General features: G+C 64.5%; 16 protein-coding genes and 1 pseudogene. 4 read left to right on the top strand and 13 right to left on the bottom strand.

Annotated features, from left to right (window positions below):
- Nucleotides 1–11: 11 nt before the first annotated feature.
- The 9 genes from OCQ_RS05400 to OCQ_RS05360 form a co-directional block, all read right to left on the bottom strand.
- A complete protein-coding gene (locus OCQ_RS05400; RefSeq protein WP_008254266.1) occupies nucleotides 12–902 on the bottom strand; it encodes a class II glutamine amidotransferase in 891 nt (296 codons plus the stop codon).
- 28 nt (nucleotides 903–930) lie between these two features.
- Nucleotides 931–1404 (bottom strand): SRPBCC family protein, encoded by a 474-nt coding sequence (locus OCQ_RS05395; protein WP_008254265.1) that lies wholly within the window; start codon nucleotides 1402–1404, stop codon nucleotides 931–933.
- Between the two features lie 35 nt (nucleotides 1405–1439).
- Complete coding sequence (locus OCQ_RS05390) at nucleotides 1440–3071, bottom strand: fatty acid--CoA ligase (protein WP_014383982.1); 1632 nt, start codon at nucleotides 3069–3071, stop codon at nucleotides 1440–1442.
- Nucleotides 3072–3444: 373 nt separating this feature from the next.
- Nucleotides 3445–4536, bottom strand: coding sequence for a YncE family protein (locus OCQ_RS05385; protein WP_225331965.1), 1092 nt, complete (start codon nucleotides 4534–4536; stop codon nucleotides 3445–3447).
- A gap of 397 nt (nucleotides 4537–4933) precedes the next feature.
- Nucleotides 4934–5695, bottom strand: coding sequence for a DUF427 domain-containing protein (locus OCQ_RS05380; protein WP_014383980.1), 762 nt, complete (start codon nucleotides 5693–5695; stop codon nucleotides 4934–4936).
- A gap of 83 nt (nucleotides 5696–5778) precedes the next feature.
- Nucleotides 5779–6576 (bottom strand): hypothetical protein, encoded by a 798-nt coding sequence (locus OCQ_RS05375; RefSeq protein ID WP_014383979.1) that lies wholly within the window; start codon nucleotides 6574–6576, stop codon nucleotides 5779–5781.
- An 86-nt stretch (nucleotides 6577–6662) separates the two neighbouring features.
- Nucleotides 6663–7880: a class I SAM-dependent methyltransferase gene (locus OCQ_RS05370; protein WP_014381937.1), complete on the bottom strand. Its 1218-nt coding sequence runs from the start codon at nucleotides 7878–7880 to the stop codon at nucleotides 6663–6665.
- 69 nt (nucleotides 7881–7949) lie between these two features.
- Nucleotides 7950–8363: a hypothetical protein gene (locus OCQ_RS05365; RefSeq protein WP_232065568.1), complete on the bottom strand. Its 414-nt coding sequence runs from the start codon at nucleotides 8361–8363 to the stop codon at nucleotides 7950–7952.
- Between the two features lie 524 nt (nucleotides 8364–8887).
- The gene (locus OCQ_RS05360; RefSeq protein WP_041785403.1) at nucleotides 8888–9577 is read right to left on the bottom strand and encodes a GAF and ANTAR domain-containing protein; all 690 of its coding nucleotides are present in this window, start codon (nucleotides 9575–9577) and stop codon (nucleotides 8888–8890) included.
- Nucleotides 9578–9892: 315 nt separating this feature from the next.
- Between OCQ_RS05360 and OCQ_RS05355 the strand changes: the two genes are divergently transcribed.
- Nucleotides 9893–10681: a GAF and ANTAR domain-containing protein gene (locus OCQ_RS05355; protein WP_014383975.1), complete on the top strand. Its 789-nt coding sequence runs from the start codon at nucleotides 9893–9895 to the stop codon at nucleotides 10679–10681.
- Nucleotides 10682–10741: 60 nt separating this feature from the next.
- Nucleotides 10742–11506 carry a GAF and ANTAR domain-containing protein gene (locus tag OCQ_RS05350; protein WP_014383974.1) on the top strand — a complete coding sequence of 255 codons (765 nt, stop codon included), beginning with the start codon at nucleotides 10742–10744 and terminating at the stop codon, nucleotides 11504–11506.
- Between the two features lie 39 nt (nucleotides 11507–11545).
- Here the strand turns inward: OCQ_RS05350 and OCQ_RS05345 are convergent, their stop codons facing one another.
- The gene (locus OCQ_RS05345; RefSeq protein ID WP_014383973.1) at nucleotides 11546–12856 is read right to left on the bottom strand and encodes a fatty acid desaturase family protein; all 1311 of its coding nucleotides are present in this window, start codon (nucleotides 12854–12856) and stop codon (nucleotides 11546–11548) included.
- A 342-nt stretch (nucleotides 12857–13198) separates the two neighbouring features.
- Nucleotides 13199–13273 (bottom strand): hypothetical protein, encoded by a 75-nt coding sequence (locus OCQ_RS26995; RefSeq protein ID WP_232065650.1) that lies wholly within the window; start codon nucleotides 13271–13273, stop codon nucleotides 13199–13201.
- Between the two features lie 285 nt (nucleotides 13274–13558).
- On the opposite strand from OCQ_RS26995, the pseudogene OCQ_RS25815 reads away from it, so the two are divergent.
- Both OCQ_RS25815 and OCQ_RS05335 read left to right on the top strand, forming a co-directional pair.
- Nucleotides 13559–13842 (top strand): annotated as a pseudogene (locus OCQ_RS25815) (IS481 family transposase); the annotation flags it as partial.
- A 448-nt stretch (nucleotides 13843–14290) separates the two neighbouring features.
- Entirely contained in the window at nucleotides 14291–15331 is a 1041-nt protein-coding gene (locus OCQ_RS05335; RefSeq protein WP_014383971.1) for an NAD(P)H-binding protein, read from the top strand.
- 532 nt (nucleotides 15332–15863) lie between these two features.
- Here the strand turns inward: OCQ_RS05335 and OCQ_RS26475 are convergent.
- Together OCQ_RS26475 and OCQ_RS26935 are read right to left on the bottom strand one after the other, a co-directional pair.
- A complete protein-coding gene (locus tag OCQ_RS26475; protein WP_158023540.1) occupies nucleotides 15864–16070 on the bottom strand; it encodes a hypothetical protein in 207 nt (68 codons plus the stop codon).
- A gap of 226 nt (nucleotides 16071–16296) precedes the next feature.
- On the bottom strand, nucleotides 16297–16665 hold the full coding sequence (locus OCQ_RS26935) for a transposase (RefSeq protein WP_051019704.1): 369 nt from the start codon (nucleotides 16663–16665) through the stop codon (nucleotides 16297–16299).
- Nucleotides 16666–16696: the final 31 nt, after the last annotated feature.

The following is a 16696-nucleotide window of genomic DNA, read 5'->3' as shown; positions in this document are numbered from 1 at the left end:
GCCAAACGTCCTCAGACCAGCCGCCGGGTGCTCGGCAGGGCGTGTTGCGAGTCCTCCACCGGCGTGCGCAGGTCCTCGCGGCGCAACAGCTGGTTGGGCGGGTCGGGCAGCACCAGGCTGCGGGTGAAGCGCAACCCGGCGTCGACGTGAATCAGCTCGCCGGGCTCGAGAAGGCGCCAGCGCGGGTCGGCGTCCATGCGTTCGGTGGCGAACACCACCGACGGCCGCGTGCACAGGTGCTCGGAGCGCGCGTGAATTCGTATGGTGTGCAAGTCGAATTCGGGGTCTTGGGACGCCACACCGTCGGATCGATCCAAGACGTAGAGCTCGTGGGTTTGCGGGTAACGCAGCGCCCACATGTCGGTGGCCGTGCTCAGCAGCACGTTGACCGCGTAGATCGGAACGTGCTCGGCGAGCCATCGCATGGCGTCGACGAGCCCCGCGGTGATGTCGCCGCCGCGGGCCCGGATCGAGCCGGTGATCAAGCCGAACACGCGCTCGGAGTCGGTGTCGCCCAATACCAAATCGGCGGTACCGATCTCGCGCAGCCGCTCGTCGATGATGTCCAGCCCTTCGAGGACGCCGTTGTGCGCGAAGATCCGGTCGTCCTGCATAAACGGGTGGGTGTTGCGGATGTCGAGCGAGCCGGTGGTGGCGTAGCGGACGTGGGCGATGACGGTGGTGCCGGTCAACCGGTGCGCCTCGGTCGCGAATGCGGCGTCCTGCCAGGCCGCTATCGGCTCCTTGTAGAGGTGCGGCGCGGCGTGCTCGTCGAAGATGCCCAGGCCGGTGCCGTCCGGGTTTCGCCGGCTCTGTTCGGACAGGCTGTCCGGCGCGTCCAGCAGCCAGAAGGTCGCGGTGCACGCGTGCGTCCCGGCGTGCAGGCCAAAGAGTCGGCACATGGCTTCACACCGTAACGGTTCGCGGCTCTCACTTCGTCAGCAAGCCCGACAGGTTGGCCAGCGCGCGCCGCGCGTAGCCCTTCCACATCCTGCCCAGCAGCGGGACCGCCCAGGCCGTGCGCGGCGACTTCGGGTGGATGTCCCAGCGCCAGGTGATCTCGGTTCCGGCGGCCGCCGGTGTGAAAATCCATTCGCCCACAACGTGATCGACCAGCAACGCCATCGGGCCGGTGACCTCGCAGAGCCGATAGCCGAACGAGCGCGGCGGGTCGACACTGGTCAGCTCCTCGCGCATGGTGGCGCCGCCGGCCAGGTGCACGATGCGGGTCTGCCCCGCCGCGTCCCAGGCGCCGGTCTGCTCGCGCACGTCGCGGATCGGCGGGAACGGGCCGTACCAGCGGTTGAACAGCGTGGGCAGTGGCATCGGCAGCGTCCGGCCGAACGCGTCGTGCACCGCGACCGGTGTGACGACGGATTGGTCGACGACGAGTGAATGTGTCACTGCCTCAAGCCTTTCCGGTCTCGTTGCGGCGTCGATCAGTCGCGGGCTTCGGCCACCTGGTAGCCGTCTTCGGCGTAGCGCGAGCGAATGGCTTTCTTGTCGTACTTGCCGACGCTGGTGCGGGGGATCTCGTCGACGAACGTCCACCGTTCGGGCAGCCACCACCGAGCGACCTTGTCCGCGAGGAAGTTTCGCAGCTGCCCCGGGCTGACCGACGCGCCCTCCTTGGCCACGATCACTGCGAGTGGGCGTTCCTCCCAGCGTTCGTCGGGGACGCCGACCACCGCGGCCTCGACCACCTCGGGGTGGCCGATGAGGACGTTCTCCAGCTCCACCGAGGAGATCCATTCCCCGCCGGATTTGATGACGTCCTTGGCCCGGTCGGTCAGCGTGACGAAACCGCGGCCGTCGATGCGGCCCACGTCGCCGGTGCGCAGCCAGCCGGAGTCGAACTTCGACTCGTCGTGGCCCAGGTAGTAGGAGCCGGCGATCCACGGGCCGCGGACCTCCACCTCCCCCACGGCGACGCCGTCGTTGGGCAGCACCTGGCCGTCGTCGTCGACGATCCGCATCTCCACCCCGCAGACCGGTTGGCCCTGGGTTCCGCGGAAGGCCCAGTGCTGGTCCTCGGGGGTGCCCGGCGGTGGCCAGGCCATGGTCGCCAGCGGCGACGTCTCCGTCATGCCCCACAGCTGCCGGATCTGCAGGTCGTGCTTTTCCTCGAAGGTGCGCATCAGCGAGACCGGGACGGCCGAGCCGCCGCAGACCACCAGCCGCAGCGACGACAGGTCGTGGTCGGGGTCGTCCTCGAGGTGGTGCAGGACGGCGTTCCAGATCGTCGGCACCGCGCCGGTCACGGTGGGGCGCAGGTCTTCTACCATGCCGACCACCGATGCCGGGTCGAGGTGGCGATCCGGCAGCACCAAGTCGGCGCCGGCCATCAGCGCCGCGTACGGCAGTCCCCAGGCGTTGGCGTGGAACATCGGCACGATCGCCAGCACGCTGTCGACGGCCCCGACGCCGATGCCGTTCGTGGTGCACGCCGCCATGGTGTGCAGGTAACTCGAACGATGGCTGTACACCACGCCTTTCGGGTTGCCGGTGGTCCCGCTGGTGTAGCACATCGCCGCCGCGGATTTCTCGTCGATGTGCGGCCAGTCGAATTCGGTCGGCTCCGCGGCGATGGCGTCGGCGTAGTCCAGCACGGTCTTGCCCGATTCCCGCAGCGGTTCGGTGTCGCCCTCGCCGACGGCGATCACGGTGTGCACGGTCTCGAGGCGGGGCAGCACCGGGGCGAGCACGTTGATCAGGGAGGCGTCGACCAGCACCACCTGGTCTTCGGCTTCGTTGGCGACGTAGGCGATCTGTTCGGGGAACAGGCGGATGTTGAGGGTGTGCAGTACGGCGCCCATCGAGGGCACCGCCAGGTACGCCGTCAGGTGCTCGGAGTTGTTCCACATGAACGTCGCGACCCGTTGGTCACCGGTCACCCCGAGCCGGCGCAACGCATTCGCCAGCTGGGCGGCCCGGCAGCCCAGTTCCCGATAGCTCGTCGTGCGGTAGCCGTCCCCGGTGGCGGTGGTGACGGTGCGATCCCCGTGAACGCGGCAGCCATGGCGCATGATCGCGGTGATCGTCAACGGATAGTCCTGCATCGTGCCGTCCATCGATGTACCGCCTCACTCTCCGCGCGGCACCGTCCGTGCCAAGCCGCGAAATGCCGCGCCCGCATTCCGGGCCGACGGCGACGGGCCGTCGGCCGCTTCCACCCTAAGCCCGATTTCGGCGATCGTGACAGAAACCACCCGTGCCGGTCGCCCGCGACGTGGATCCCGTTCGGCGGGCGGGCCTTTCGGATGACTCTGCGGTTGAGTGTGCGTGCTCTGCCGACGACCCGCGCCCGGTGCCGTTGAGTGTGCGTCCCGGGATTTGAGGGTGAACGCTGGGCGGCGACACGCCGACGATCCCCGGCCCAGGATTCACACTCGAGGGCGAGGATTCACACACTCCGGGCGCCGCGCCGTCCCGCAATGCAGCCGGCTAGGCCAGCGCCGGCTCCCACTGGGGCACATCGAACAGCCAGCCCGCGGTCGCGTCCGGGTGATCCGCGTCGCCGCTGTGTGGCGTCTGGCCCGAGTCGATGCGCGCCGCGGTGAGCACTCCGGAGTAGTCGGCGACGTACAGGTGGCTGCCGTCGGGGCTTTCCAGCACGCAGGACGGGTTCTTGGTCACCGTGACCTCGCCGAGGACGTCGAGCGCGCGCATGCCCAGCACCGTGACGCGGTCGTCGCTGACCAGGTAGGCCCGCTCGCCGTCGCGGCTAAGCGTCATCCGCGCCAGCGGCCCGGTGATCTCGTTGATCTTGTGCGTCTTGACGAGTTTGTTCGCGCGGGTGTCGATGACGTCGAGCACCGAGCCCACGACCGGGCCGCAACTGGCGACGTATGCCGTGGCGCCGTCGCTGCTCAGCGCCACATCGCGGACGGGCAGACCGAGCTCGATCGTGCCGACCACGCGCGAGCGGCCGCCCACCCGGCCGCCATCGGATCGGGTGCGGGTTTCGACGACGGCAAGGCTGCCGCCGTTCGGCCCGTTGACCCCGACGTAGAGGCGCCGGCCGTCGGCGCTGGCCCGCACGCATGCGGTGGTCGTGCCGGGTGCGGTGGCCAGTTCGATCACCTCGAGTTCGCCCGTGGTGGTGTCCAGGACCGTCACGTCGGCGCCGCGAACGGCGTTTCGGCTCGCGTACAGGTGCTTTCCGTCGGCACTCACCGTCAGGTCGCTCACGCTGTGCGCGACCGGGTGCGTCGCGATCCGCCAGTTCGTGACGACGTCGATGACTTCGATGGCGTCGTAGGCGGCGGTGGCGGTGCTGACGTAGGCGTAGTTCGCGTCCGCGCTGCTCATGGCGACGGCGGACGGTTCGCTGAGGCCGGCTAGGGTGCTCGAGACCCGAAGGGTGTGGGCGTCGATGACCGTTACCGCGTCGCGGGCATAGTTCGTGACGAGCAGCCGGCGACCGTCGCCGCTGAGGTCCATGTCGCTGATCGGGCCGTGGTGCACCGGGACTCGAACCACCGCGGTGTCGTCGACCGAGAACCCGGCCGCCGTTGGGTCGTATGCATCACTCACGCTGGTACCGCCTTTGCTGTGTTCGTCGGCCCTGGTGGCCAAGTGGCGCCGCCGCACACACGCGACGATTTGGCCTCCGGATCCACCGGCTTTCAGCACCGAAAGGCGCTGACGAGACTGGTTTTCGGTAGTCTACTGACCAAAATTCGCCTTAAAGCAGTTCAAAATGCTCGACGTTAGCTACGTCACTCCGCGCACTCAGGTTCTGCTCAGACTTTCAATCACGCTGTATCGCAATCGCTTACCCGTAGCGAAACGCATGCAAACCCTCTTCCGGCGGATTTTGCCTACACCGCTAACGATTCGCGTTTCCGCTCGACCGAGGCTTTAGTAAGGAATTCTCAGGATTTGCCGTCAGCGAGGCGAATATCACACCGCCGCGATTCGGCCGCCGCCGCTAGCTGAACTGCGTCTGCGGCCGCGCCAATGGGGCCCCGTCGACGACGATGTCGACCTTTTCGTTGTAGAAGGCGATCAGGCCGGCGATCTGACCGACCGCGGGCAGCGGATAGTGGTAGGTCCACGCCAGGTCCTCGTGCACGATGTCACCCACTCGCACCGACCAATATCCCGACGTCGTTCCCTTGTACGGGCACAACGTCTGTGTGGTGCTGGGTTGCAGGTGCTCGAAGACGACGTCGGTAGGATCGATGTAATACCTTGTGGGCAAGCCTGTTTCGAACAGCAACACGGGAGATTTGGTGTCCGCCAAGGTGATTCCGTCGAGCTCCACCCGGACATGGCGGTGCGAGCGCAGGGCGTCGACACGCGAATAGGGGTTGCGCGGGTGACCGTAGACCGGCTCGTCCTCTTCGAACCAGCGCAACGGATTCCATTCGAACCGCACGGTGCCCGCCAGCGGGCTGTCGCTGTCGGCGTCGAATACCCGTGCGGCGGATGCATGCGTCTGGCCGGCGGCCACCAGGGAGTACAGCCGCGACGGGCCGAATTGCACTGTCTGCGCGTGGTTCTCGTCGCGCAGGAACTCGGTACGCACGTCGGCCAGCGGAATGTAGTACTGCGGGTAATAGGGGACCTCCCACACGTAGCGCGCGGCGGTGGTGTCGAAGACCAGCGCGTCGCCGAGAAAGCCACGGACCCGCCGGGGCACGGGCTCGATCCTGCCCCGGGCGGCGGCCATTTGCGGATAGTCGGTCATGGGCGGTCGTATCCGGGCAGGTGGTGAATCCACACGATGCCCTCCGTCGGGCTGGACGCGTTCATCACGACTCCTTGTGGGGTTCAGTGCCGCTTGTCGCGCACCTTGTACGTCGACGGCCACGACTTGCGGGACTCGTCTCCGGTCAACGGGGTTCCCATCCCGCCGACCTTGACGGCGTAGGCCTCCTTGCCCGGGCCCACCTCTCGGTTGGCGTGTTCCTGGGCGAGGAAGTACAGCTCGTCGATGGTGGCCTCGTCGTAGGCGACGAAGGAGGTTTCCCGCGCCACATCGTCGATTCCGACCAGCATCCGGTCGGGCAGCAGCCGCGAGGCCACCGCGGCCAGGCCCAGCAGCCCGAACGGGATGATCCAGTAGCAGAGGAAGGACAGCGGGGTCTTGGTGTCCAGGATCAGGCCGGAGGCGTTCGCCGCGGGCCGTTGCACGATCGACGGGATGGCCGAGGACACCGTCATGGCGGCGAACGTCGCGACCCAGACCCAGCCGAGGACCTGGACGACGCGGCCGAACAGCTCGGTTTTGGCGACGTCGGGAGCGTGCTCCGCGGCGGCGAACTCGGCCACGAACGGCTTGCCGACCAGCATCCCCACCAGTGTCACCACCAAGATCCCGGCGTTGCTGAGCGTCAGTAGCCACCGCTCGAGGAACGACTGACTGAGCGTGAAAGTCAGCACGGCGAGGATCAAAAGCGCTGCGACAGAAGCGAAGTCAAAGAACTGCCACTGCCTGCCCGTCGCGCCGCCCAGGCCCAGGCCGGCGGCGGCGACCGCCAGCGCGACCAGTACTGCAGCGGCGAAGGGAACGTTTCCGACAAGGACCCAATACACAATCCACGGCGCGAGACCGAACAGCATGCCCATGCTGGGTCAGTGTATGAGTGACGGTTTGCTCCGGCGTGGGCAGGCCCAAAATGTTGGTCCGACGCTGAACCACGTCGCCGGGGGTGCTAATCCGACGACGTGTGCAGCGACATCGCCAGGAAATCGAGGCGCCACAGCGACTGGAACAGCTGGTGCCCGAACTCGCGCACCCGCGTGCCGTCCTCCCGGCTGCCCTGGGCCACCGCATCGACGATTTCCCGTATGGTGCGCCGCCCGTCGACGCGCCGGACAAATGCCAACTGGGCCGCGGTGAGTGTCAGCTTCGCGCCGGGAAGGTGAATCTCGTCGCCGGACAGCAGGCATGCCGTCCGCGGCAGGGGGACGTAATCGAGGGACGACGCCGTCGAGAAGTCGATCGCATAGTCCCGTGTCGGGCGTTCGGGGCGGCAGGCGAGGAAGAAGTGGGTGGCATTGGCCGGCTGCAGGCGTTCCATCACCGACCACAGCGTGGCGTCGGGCAACCGGTTCAACAGCGACTGAAACGGACCCGTCTGCGCAAAGAGCCCGTCGTGGGGGTAATACGGCGAATTGCGCAGCCAGCCCTGGAACGTCAGCCCGGCGGCGCCGACCAGCTCCAGGCATTCCTCGACGGTGTAGCTGCGTTGGCGGGCGTGCAAGAAGGTGTCGACCAGCGCGCCGTCGGACATCAGGTCACGCGCGCCGTGCAGGTAGGGACGGACGGGATGGTCGGGCGGCAGCGCCGCAACCGCCTCCTTGACCAGCTGAACCGACGCGTCGTCCTGCGACAGGCCGAGGTCGCGAAACGCCGATTCGAGCAGCTCCACGCCGAACCGGCCGTACTTGGCGTAGAGCATGACGCCCAGGGCGCCGTCTCTGCGCAGGCATCCACCGAGCGCGCTGAGCCCGGCCAACGGATCCGCCAGGTGGTGCAAGACGCCGGTGGAGACGATGAGGTCGAAGTCGCGGGACAGTGCCGAGACCTCTTCGATGGCCAGCAAATGCAGTTCCAGGTTGGTCAGCTGATGCTTGTCCTTCAGGTACCGCTGGTGATCCAACGCGGACCGGCTGACGTCGATCGCGACGACCCTGGCGGCGCGGTTCATGAAGGCGAAAACGGCCGCCTGGAACGTGCCGCAACCCGCAATGAGGATGTCGAGATCCGGCTTGTATGCGCGGTTCGGCCACAACACGCGATGCGCATAGAAGGGATCGAACCAATCCCAATGGTTCTTGGTCCACGCCTCGAGATCGGTTACCGGGGGCGGATATTCCCACCGATCGTATTGGCGGGAGACGCCGTCAGCCCGCGGATCCTCGGACACCTTCGCGCTGGCTCCTTCGCGGTGGCGGCTCGCACAACGGTCTCGAGCAACTTACCGCGAGTGGGGTGTTCAGGGGCGGGTCGCCGTTGCGTCCCAGCCCTCGACGTACGTGGACACGTCCTCGATGTCGTCGGCGCTTCTGCCGAGAATGCTTTTGACGGCCTTGCCGTGCACGTAGATCGTCACGGTCTGCGCGCTGGCCTTGTCGTCCTTGTTGAAACGCCTGACCAGCCACCGTTTGATGCTGTCGGAGATATCGGCCAGCAACAGCGACAGGAATTGGGTTGTGACGCCGGCGAGGATGTAGACGCTGACCGATTCCGGCGTCTGCACGGCGAACTTGCCGGGATCGGGCATTCGGAGGGTGACGTTGCGCCCTTCGCTGGCCAGCTCACTGCGCAGTGCGTCAACGTCTTGCCGGGAGCCGGGATCGAAAGCCGTACGAATAGTTGGTCTGAGCAATACCGACGGCTGTCCATCCATCCCTGGACACTAGCCGCAAACCCGCACCGGCGCCGCGAGCCGGTGGATGCGGGCGTGGCGTCCACACTGCGCGCGTGCGTGTTCGGACGCGTTTCGCGGTGCCCCCAGTCGGACTCGAACCGACACTTGACGGATTTTAAGAGTGCTCTACCTGGTGATTTATAGTTAGCGGTTAGCAACGGCTTGAGATGAATTTCTTCGCATACGCTGCGTAAATAGCGACGAACAAACTTGGTTGTTGTTGGCTGCTGTCGAGTGCTCTGCGGACTGCCTGCGGACTGCAACCTCGGACCTACGGCGGCCGCCGCAATCGATCCGGGACGGCGAAGTGTCCCGCGGGCGCGTCCGACGGACAGCGAGCAAAGTCTCCGAAACCGTGCAGACCCTCTGGTCCCTCCATAAGCAATCAGCGGTGACTGGAGTCGATCGACGCGGCAGTCATTCGCCGACGGATTCACAGTCGACCGGACTGCCAGGGCTGGTGTTTTCCATCGATGTCCCTGGGGTGCCCGCCCATTTGGGGGTTAGTCGATGTTGTCAATGATTTGTTGGGCGATGTCGACGAGTTTCGTGTTGGACTCTTGTGATAGGCGGGTGAGCAGTTCGAATGCTCGGACGGCATCGATGTTGAACTCGTTCATGATGATGCCCTTGGCTTGGCCGATGAGGTCACGGGAAGCCAGTGCGCTGCGGAATTGCGCGTTCCGACGAAACATGTTCCACGCCAACGCGATATGGGCGGCGAAGATGACGCCGAGCTCGGTGGATTCCTGCTCGAACGTTCGGGGATGCTCGGAGTAGAAGTTGAGTGCCCCCAAGCTGTCGTCGCTTACGAAAACCTCGATCGCGAGCACCGAGCGCACTGGAGTCTCGGCGAGGGCGTCGATGCGGTAGCGCGGCCACCGTCGCTCGGTTTCCACGTCGTCAATGCGGACGGTGTGGTGCTCCCAAGCCGCCGAGAGGCAGGGGCCTTCCTGGTGACGCTGTTGAATTTCGTCGAGAATCCTCGCGTAGGTACTGGTGGCTGCAGCGGTGCTGATTCCCTGGGTCCGGCTAGCCACCGTCATCCCGGCGAACTGCGCGCCGGGGACGTGCTGAGCGGCACTGGCGACGAGTTCGCCCAGCCCGGATGCCATCGGGGAATCACTGCGCTGCTGCTTACCGACCAACGCGGCGAGTTGAGCAACGATTTCGTTGTGCTCACCCTCTGACATGACCACAACTTTCCACTCGGCGGCGACCTGCGTTACAGACTACTGTCCGAGCGCGCTGATCGTCCGAGGACGAAAGCTGCTCAGCGATCGCGGCCCACATTCTCGATCGCTGACTGCGGCTTCCTTCTCGGCGGGAGGACTGAGTCCAGGGCCGTCCATCTCGACGTACTCGACGTCGGTCTTCGAAATCGCGTGGGCATCATGGGGGGATGACCGCCACAGCGTTGCTGAATCGGATTTGGGGCGGCGATCGCGTTACGCCGGTCCAATGACGCCCCGTTTCGGGCTCCCGACACCGGGTATTCGGCCCAATCATTGGTCGGCGTGGCCAAGGATGGGAACGATGATGAGACGCAAGCGGTACATCCACGCGATCCGGCTCGAACACTGACGATGCCGGCGATCGAAGAGCAGCTGCTCGCCGCGATGGGTGAGCAACGGGGTGTCGGTGCCGCCGATCGGCTTTGTGAGGCGTGCGTAGGTCTGTTGGGCATCGATGCGGCCGCGGTGTCGTTGGTGTTCGATGGTGCCAATATCGGCACCCTGGGTGCCAGCGGCCCCGCGGCGCGCATATATGACGAGGAACAATTCACCCACGGCGAAGGCCCGTGCCTGGACGCGGTGGCTTATAAGGCGCCGGTGGTTGTCGTCGATCTAGCCGATCCCGCCGAAACTCGGTGGCCCGCCTACGGTCCGGCGATGCTGGCCCGCGAGATCCGCGGGGTGTACGCGATGCCGATCATGGTGGCCGGCGAGTACGTCGGTGCCCTGGACCTTTTTCAGACCACACCCACCATGCTCGCGGCAGAACAGGTCGCCGGAGTCACGGTAGCCGCCGAACTGGCCCAGATGCCGATGCTGGACCTGCTCGAGCAGAACCTGGACGACGCCGCTGCCAAACCGGGCAGCACCGCCTGGAACGAGATCAACAACCTGACGCGCTCCGAAGTTAGCCAGGCCACCGGCATGCTGATGGCGCAACTCAATCTTGCCGCCCCCGTGGCTCTGGTCCGGCTGCGGGCACACGCCTATGCCACCGGGCGCAGTGCCACCGAAATCGCCCGCGACATTCTTGAGCGCCGCCTGCGACTGGACCCCCACTGATGCGCCACGGTCGCGGTACCGCTCCGGCGTCGAGCGAGCAGTGCAGAAAGGGACACACCGATGAGTGACACTCCTCGAGAAACCCGCGTCCTGAACGCGGTCGTCTCGCTGGTTGACAGCATGCTCGACGACTTCGACGTCGTGGAACTGCTTACCGACCTCACCGAACGCTGCGCCACGCTGCTTGACGTCGAGGCCGCCGGTCTTCTGCTAGCCGACCCGCGCAAACACCTGCATTTGATGGCCGCGACCTCGGAGCGCTCTCACGAGCTGGAGTTGCTTCAACTGCAAGCTGACGAAGGCCCCTGCCTGGACTGCTATGCCACTGGCCAACCCGTCACCGTGGCCGACCTATCCACCCAACGCGAGCGGTGGCCGCAGTTCGTGCCGGCCGCCACCGACGCCGGGTACGCTTCCGTGCACGCCGTGCCCATGCGCGCCGCCGGCACTGTGCTAGGTGCACTCGGACTCTTCGGAACCCGGATTGGCGACCTCAACGACGCCGACCTACTGGTCGCCAACACCCTGGTCCATGTCGCGTGCGTGGCCATACTCCAAGACCACGCCCCCACTCCGAGCACTGTTCTTCCGCAACTACGCGCCGCGCTCAACAGCCGGATCGTCGTCGAGCAGGCTAAAGGGTACCTGCGTGAACACTTCAACATTTCCATCGAAGACGCCTTCACGATGCTGCGACAGCACGCACGGTCGCATGGCGAGCACCTCACCGAAATCGCCCGGAGCCTGATTAGCGATTCAGACGAACGTCGGACCATCCTGGCCGGCATGGAAAGCAACGCTTCGTTGCCCGATCAGCATCACTGAACGCGCCGAGGATTCGGCCGGGCCGAAGTTTCAGGCGCCTTAACTGACCGCCCGGTCATCCCTCCATATGAACCCGTCCGTGCTACGTTGCACGGCCATCTCGACCTCATCCGATCGACCGTCCGTACACCGAGCGTTCAATGGCGACACCGCGAGTGAGCGTGAAAGCAGATTGGACCGAACCGTGCCACCAATCTGCGCAGCGTCAGCACTGCGTCGGCGAGGCAGGAAATTGTTTCGTTGCCCGAGCTTCAGGTGCGCCTCGTCGAAATACCTGCTGGAGAAGCGGTTCGGAAGCGCCAGCCGATGAATGGTGCGCAGCGTCTGCAGATACTGCGTCAATAGTGACCCGGTTGTGTAGGGCAGGCCGAACCTTTCGCACAGCGTCCGCACCCGCACGGCGATCTCGGCGTACCGGTTACTGGGCAGGTCGGGGAACAGGTGATGTTCAATCTGGTAACAAAGGTTTCCGCTGGCGAACGCCATCAGGGCGCCGGCCCGAAAGTTCGCGGTACCCAGCATCTGGCGCAGGTACCATTCCGGCTTGCTTTCATCCTGTACAACGGCGGGAGTGAACTTTTCGGCGCCGTCGGGAAAGTGCCCGCAGAAGATCACGACGTATGCCCACAGATTGCGCAGGACGTTGGCGGCCACGTTGGCGTAAAGGGTTCTGCGCCAACGCGAGAGGCTCAGCGCGGGGAAGACCAGGTAATCCTTCGTCGTCTGCCTGACGATCTTCCTGACGAAGGCCCGTGACTGCGCGGCCTTCTCCGGCTCCGTCTGGGCCCGCGCTTGCGCGGCATGCATGCCGTGCCGGGCGATTCCGAACTCGAACCCCACCGCCATCAATAGGTTTCGCAACGGCTGCAGCAGATAGCGAGGTTCCCACGGTTGATCGCGGGTCATTCGCATGACGCCGTAACCGAGATCGTCGTCTAGGTCAAGAACGTTGGTAAACACGTGGTGGCGATAGTTGTGGGAGTAGCGCCACTGCGACGACAAGCCCGCCATGTCCCATTCCCAGGTGTTGGAGTGAATTTCTGGGTCGTTCATCCAGTCCCATTGGCCATGACCGACGTTGTGGCCGATCTCCATGTTCTCGACCGTCTTGGCGAAGGCCAGCGCCGCGACGCCGGTGCCCCAACTTGCTTTGGAGCGGCCAACGGCGATGAGTAATCGCGCACCGACTTCCAGGGTGCGCTGGAAGGCAATCGTTCGACGGATGTAGGACGCATCGCGCGCACCCCGAGAGCCCTCGATGTCGTAGCGAATGGCGTCCAGCTCAGCGCCGAGCGTTTTCATATCATCCTTGGTCAGATGCGCAAACTGCGCAACATCGGCTACAGCCATGATCGTCCTAAGTGCACTCTGCAGCCGCTGGGGCTGCACAACGAAAAGAATGGATCGGCTCCGCGCTGTTTGGGAACCTGAGACAGTCGGATCCGGCGGGCCGTGTTTTGTCAGACACCGTATCGAGGTGGGTCGATCGCCGTCGGAACCTTCGCGAATTGGTTACCCGCAAAAGGCGGAAGGAAACCCGACGTGCCTGTGATTTAGAACCGGTTCATTTTCCTCCGCGTCCACGCCTGATTTTGCTCAAGAGCGTGAAAAGTTGATTCAGTCGCCATCTGAAACAAGCTGTGAGACAGTCGATGCGGACAAACTGACGAGGTTCGGTCCCCTGCCGCGCGATCACACAAGCAATGCAATCAGAACTCGGGTCCGTACTGTCGCGAGTAAACGACTCAGCAATCGGGACACATGCATCTGGGAGATGCCGAGCCGTTGGGCGATTTGCGTCTACGTCAGGTTCTCGAAGAATCGAAGCTGCAGCACGGCCCGTTCCTATCGGGCAGCGCCGCTATCAGCGGGCGAACCGTCTCTATGTCGAGCACCTTCTCCAGGTTGGGGTCGATGTCTCCAAAATTGTCCGCGAGGAGGGGCGCGTCGCCGTCTCCTGCAGCACGAGGGCTAAGCGCGTCGGAAGACTGGGTTGAGTATGCATAGGAGGCAATCTGGGCCCGCACCACCTCCTCCCGGTCAATTCCAGGAGGCCCGGAAGGACTGCTCGACCGCTCGTCACGCCCGCATCACTGCCCGTGCCGTACCTCGGCGGCGGTGGAAACTGCGGTAGTCGAACTGCGTCGCTCCTCACGCCGCGGCCAGGACTGGATCGGCGCCGAACTCGCGGTGCCGGCCCGCAGAGTCAGTGCAATCCTGCGTCGCCACCAGGTGGCGTACTGCGTGATTGCGATCCGTTGACCGGAGAATTGATCCGCGTGTCGAAGACCACCGCACTGCGTTACGAACGCTCACGCCCAGGCGAACTGATTCACCCCACGCAGCGATCGTCGCGAAAAGCGGATCCTTCTGTAGCCGTTTCTGGTCTTGACGTCAGAGAGGCGACGAGCCGGTTAGCCTCTGGTGGTCGGTATCGCAACGGTGTGGCGCATCTGGCACCAGGGACTCGAGAGACGTAGTCGCAAATCTTTAGCAGCAAGACAGACGGGCTCTTTGTGGGAACCGCACAACTCAGGTAGCGGCGGTTCGTTTCACGGTGTTGTAGCGCTAGGGGCTAGTGCGGCGACATGGTCGGGCTCCAGTTCAATCAGGGTGGCCAATTCGGCGTCGAGCACCTCACTCTGGAATTTTGCCAACTCTCTTGGGCAGAAACTCAACACCCCGCCCCGCAAATCCGAATCGAGCGTGGATCGCCCATCAGCGGGTAACTGCTAGCAAGGCCGCGCGCACCGTGAACATGTTGCGCCAGGCCAACCAGTACCGGTGTCGTCGATTTTGTTCCGTATGGAAGAAGAGGGGGAGCGCATGAAATGTCTGGTGACCGGCTCCACCGGTTACGTGGGTGGCCGACTCATCCCACGACTACTCGCTGCTGATCATCAAGTCCGCGCGATGGCGCGCGACCCTCGCGATCTCGATGCACTGCCCTGGGTCGGCCAGGTGGACGTCGTTGCCGCCGACCTTAGTGACCCCAGATTCCTGGAGCACGCGTTCGCAGGGGTTGACGTGGTGTTCTACCTAGTGCACTCGATGGGCAGCTCGATCAACTTCAGCAGCGCCGAAGCTGAATCGGCCCGCCACACCGTCACTGCTGCCCGACGGGCGAATGTCAGCAGACTTATTTACCTCGGGGGCCTGCACCCTCGCACCAGGGAACTGTCCCGGCACCTCCGATCCCGCTCCGACGTCGGCGACACCCTCATTGGGTCCGGGATCGAGACCATGATCCTGCAGGCAGGGGTTGTCATAGGCGCTGGGTCAGCATCATTCGAGATGATTCGCCTGCTCGCCACTGCCCTCCCAGTGCTTCCGGTGCCCCCTTGGACCCGCCATCTGGTCCAACCCATCGCCATCGACGACGTCCTGCACTACCTCCTTGGCGCAGCCACCGTAGACCTACCCGGTTCTCGCAGCTGGGACATCGGCGGCCCCAACGTCCTTCGTTACCAAGACATGCTGAGCGATTTCGCCGAAGAAGCCGGACTACCCCGCCGACGGTTCATCCCGGTCCCATTCATTACCCCAGCACTGAGCGCCCGCGGCATCGCCTTCCTCACGCCCATGCCAGCCGACCTGATACGCCCCCTTGTGGAATCACTGCGACACGACGCAGTAATGAAAGACCGTGACATTGACAACGTCATCGGCCCCCCACCACATGGGCTCAGCACCTACCGCGGCTCCATCCAACAGGCCCTACGACACCCACCCACGACCCACCACCTCGACACCCCTAGCGCTGACTCCGACGCGGCGGCGCTACTCAGCACCGACCCCATATGGGCGCACCACGGCCGCAACTAACCCCAAATTGCAGCGCCGCGCACCCGCCTATGAGACAAGAACTAATCCGTCTCGACTCTTTACCTTTGAGACGGAGCCACGAAGACCGTTCGCCGGGAAACCTTCGCCGCCGTTTCGGGGGTGGCGACGATCTGCTGCCCACGCCATCCGTCTCAGCGAACAGAATTGTCTGATCAGCGACGAAGCGCCGCAATGTCTTTGGGGTCACTGAAGGATGGGACGCCCCGCACGCAAAGCTGATGTACTGCGTTGTCGTATGCGACTTGTCACAGTGAGTGCATTCGATCTTGGTCATGCTGCAATCCTGGACTGCAATGCAATCGCGCGACGTCTCACCGACCCCAGAATCCGTGTCACACCGGTTGGCCAACCCATATAGGCATTACAAATGGACTACAACCCAAGCGTGGTCTATTGGGTCTGCTGCTTTTTGCCCTGAATCGAGATCCGCGATCGGAGTGCAGGATGCAGCCTGCCACCGCGCCGCGGCGTGCCACGGCATTGCCTAAGGCCGTGGTCGCTAACCGGGACTTCATTCGAGAGTCGATCGAGTACCCGACGATGGGTTAGAGAAAGCGTCTTTGATCGCATAAAGGTAGAGCTTTCCTTCGGTGTGATGTTCTGTTATGTCGCTGAGCCACAGCTGATTTGGTGCATCTGCGGTGAAGTCACGCTCGACGAGGTCGTCGTGCACAGATGGCCCGACTTTGCCGTTCTTGCCGCGCTTCTTGCCGAACACACTCCACCACCGTTGTTGGTGCAGATCCGCCAGGCGGTGCGCTCGGCCATCGATTCGCCGACGTCTCGGGCCTCCTCGACCAGGTAGCGGTAGCCGAACTCCGGGTCGTCTTCGTGGGCGTTGAACAGGGCGTTAGCGCGGTAGGCCTCGACGATTTCGGCATCGGTGATGGGATTGGCCAGCCAGCGGTAACACGGTTGGCGGGCGAGCTTGAGTACCCGGCAAGTCACCGCGACGGGGATCCCGTCGGCGGCGAGCTCTTTCCCGAGCGGGGAGAGCCCTTTCCCGGCAGGTTGGCCGGCGACAGACAGGCCGTGGCCCGGCGCAGGACTTCGTTCTCCTGCTCCAATAACTTGATCCGTCGCCGTGCCTCCCTCAGCTCAGCGGACTCCCCGGTGCTCCTGCCGGGCTTGGCGCCTTCGTCGATATCGGCTTGGCGCATCCACTTGTGCAGTGTCATCGGGTGCACCCCGAAGTCTGTGTCGATCTGTTCGATCGTCACGCCGTCGTCGCGGTTGCGGGCGACCCGCACGACATCATCGCGGAACTCTCGGGGGTAGGCCTGGGCACAAGGACATCCTTCCAGCTCACCCATCCCGGGCAAGCCAACTCAGATGTCACCTATT

The organism is Mycobacterium paraintracellulare (assembly GCF_000276825.1).
Lineage (GTDB): Bacteria > Actinomycetota > Actinomycetes > Mycobacteriales > Mycobacteriaceae > Mycobacterium > Mycobacterium intracellulare.
This window is presented reverse-complemented; position numbering and strand designations above follow the sequence as displayed.

Excerpts from the sequence above, each read along its gene's own strand:
- OCQ_RS05360 (WP_041785403.1), bottom strand. The coding sequence starts at position 9,577 with ATGTCAGAGGGTGAGCACAACGAAATCGTTGCTCAACTCGCCGCGTTG.
- OCQ_RS26935 (WP_051019704.1), bottom strand. The coding sequence starts at position 16,665 with ATGGGTGAGCTGGAAGGATGTCCTTGTGCCCAGGCCTACCCCCGAGAG.
- OCQ_RS05345 (WP_014383973.1), bottom strand. The coding sequence starts at position 12,856 with ATGGCTGTAGCCGATGTTGCGCAGTTTGCGCATCTGACCAAGGATGAT.
- OCQ_RS05375 (WP_014383979.1), bottom strand. The coding sequence starts at position 6,576 with ATGGGCATGCTGTTCGGTCTCGCGCCGTGGATTGTGTATTGGGTCCTT.
- OCQ_RS05365 (WP_232065568.1), bottom strand. The coding sequence starts at position 8,363 with ATGGATGGACAGCCGTCGGTATTGCTCAGACCAACTATTCGTACGGCT.
- OCQ_RS05350 (WP_014383974.1), top strand. The coding sequence starts at position 10,742 with ATGAGTGACACTCCTCGAGAAACCCGCGTCCTGAACGCGGTCGTCTCG.
- OCQ_RS05390 (WP_014383982.1), bottom strand. The coding sequence starts at position 3,071 with ATGGACGGCACGATGCAGGACTATCCGTTGACGATCACCGCGATCATG.
- OCQ_RS05380 (WP_014383980.1), bottom strand. The coding sequence starts at position 5,695 with ATGACCGACTATCCGCAAATGGCCGCCGCCCGGGGCAGGATCGAGCCC.
- OCQ_RS05400 (WP_008254266.1), bottom strand. The coding sequence starts at position 902 with ATGTGCCGACTCTTTGGCCTGCACGCCGGGACGCACGCGTGCACCGCG.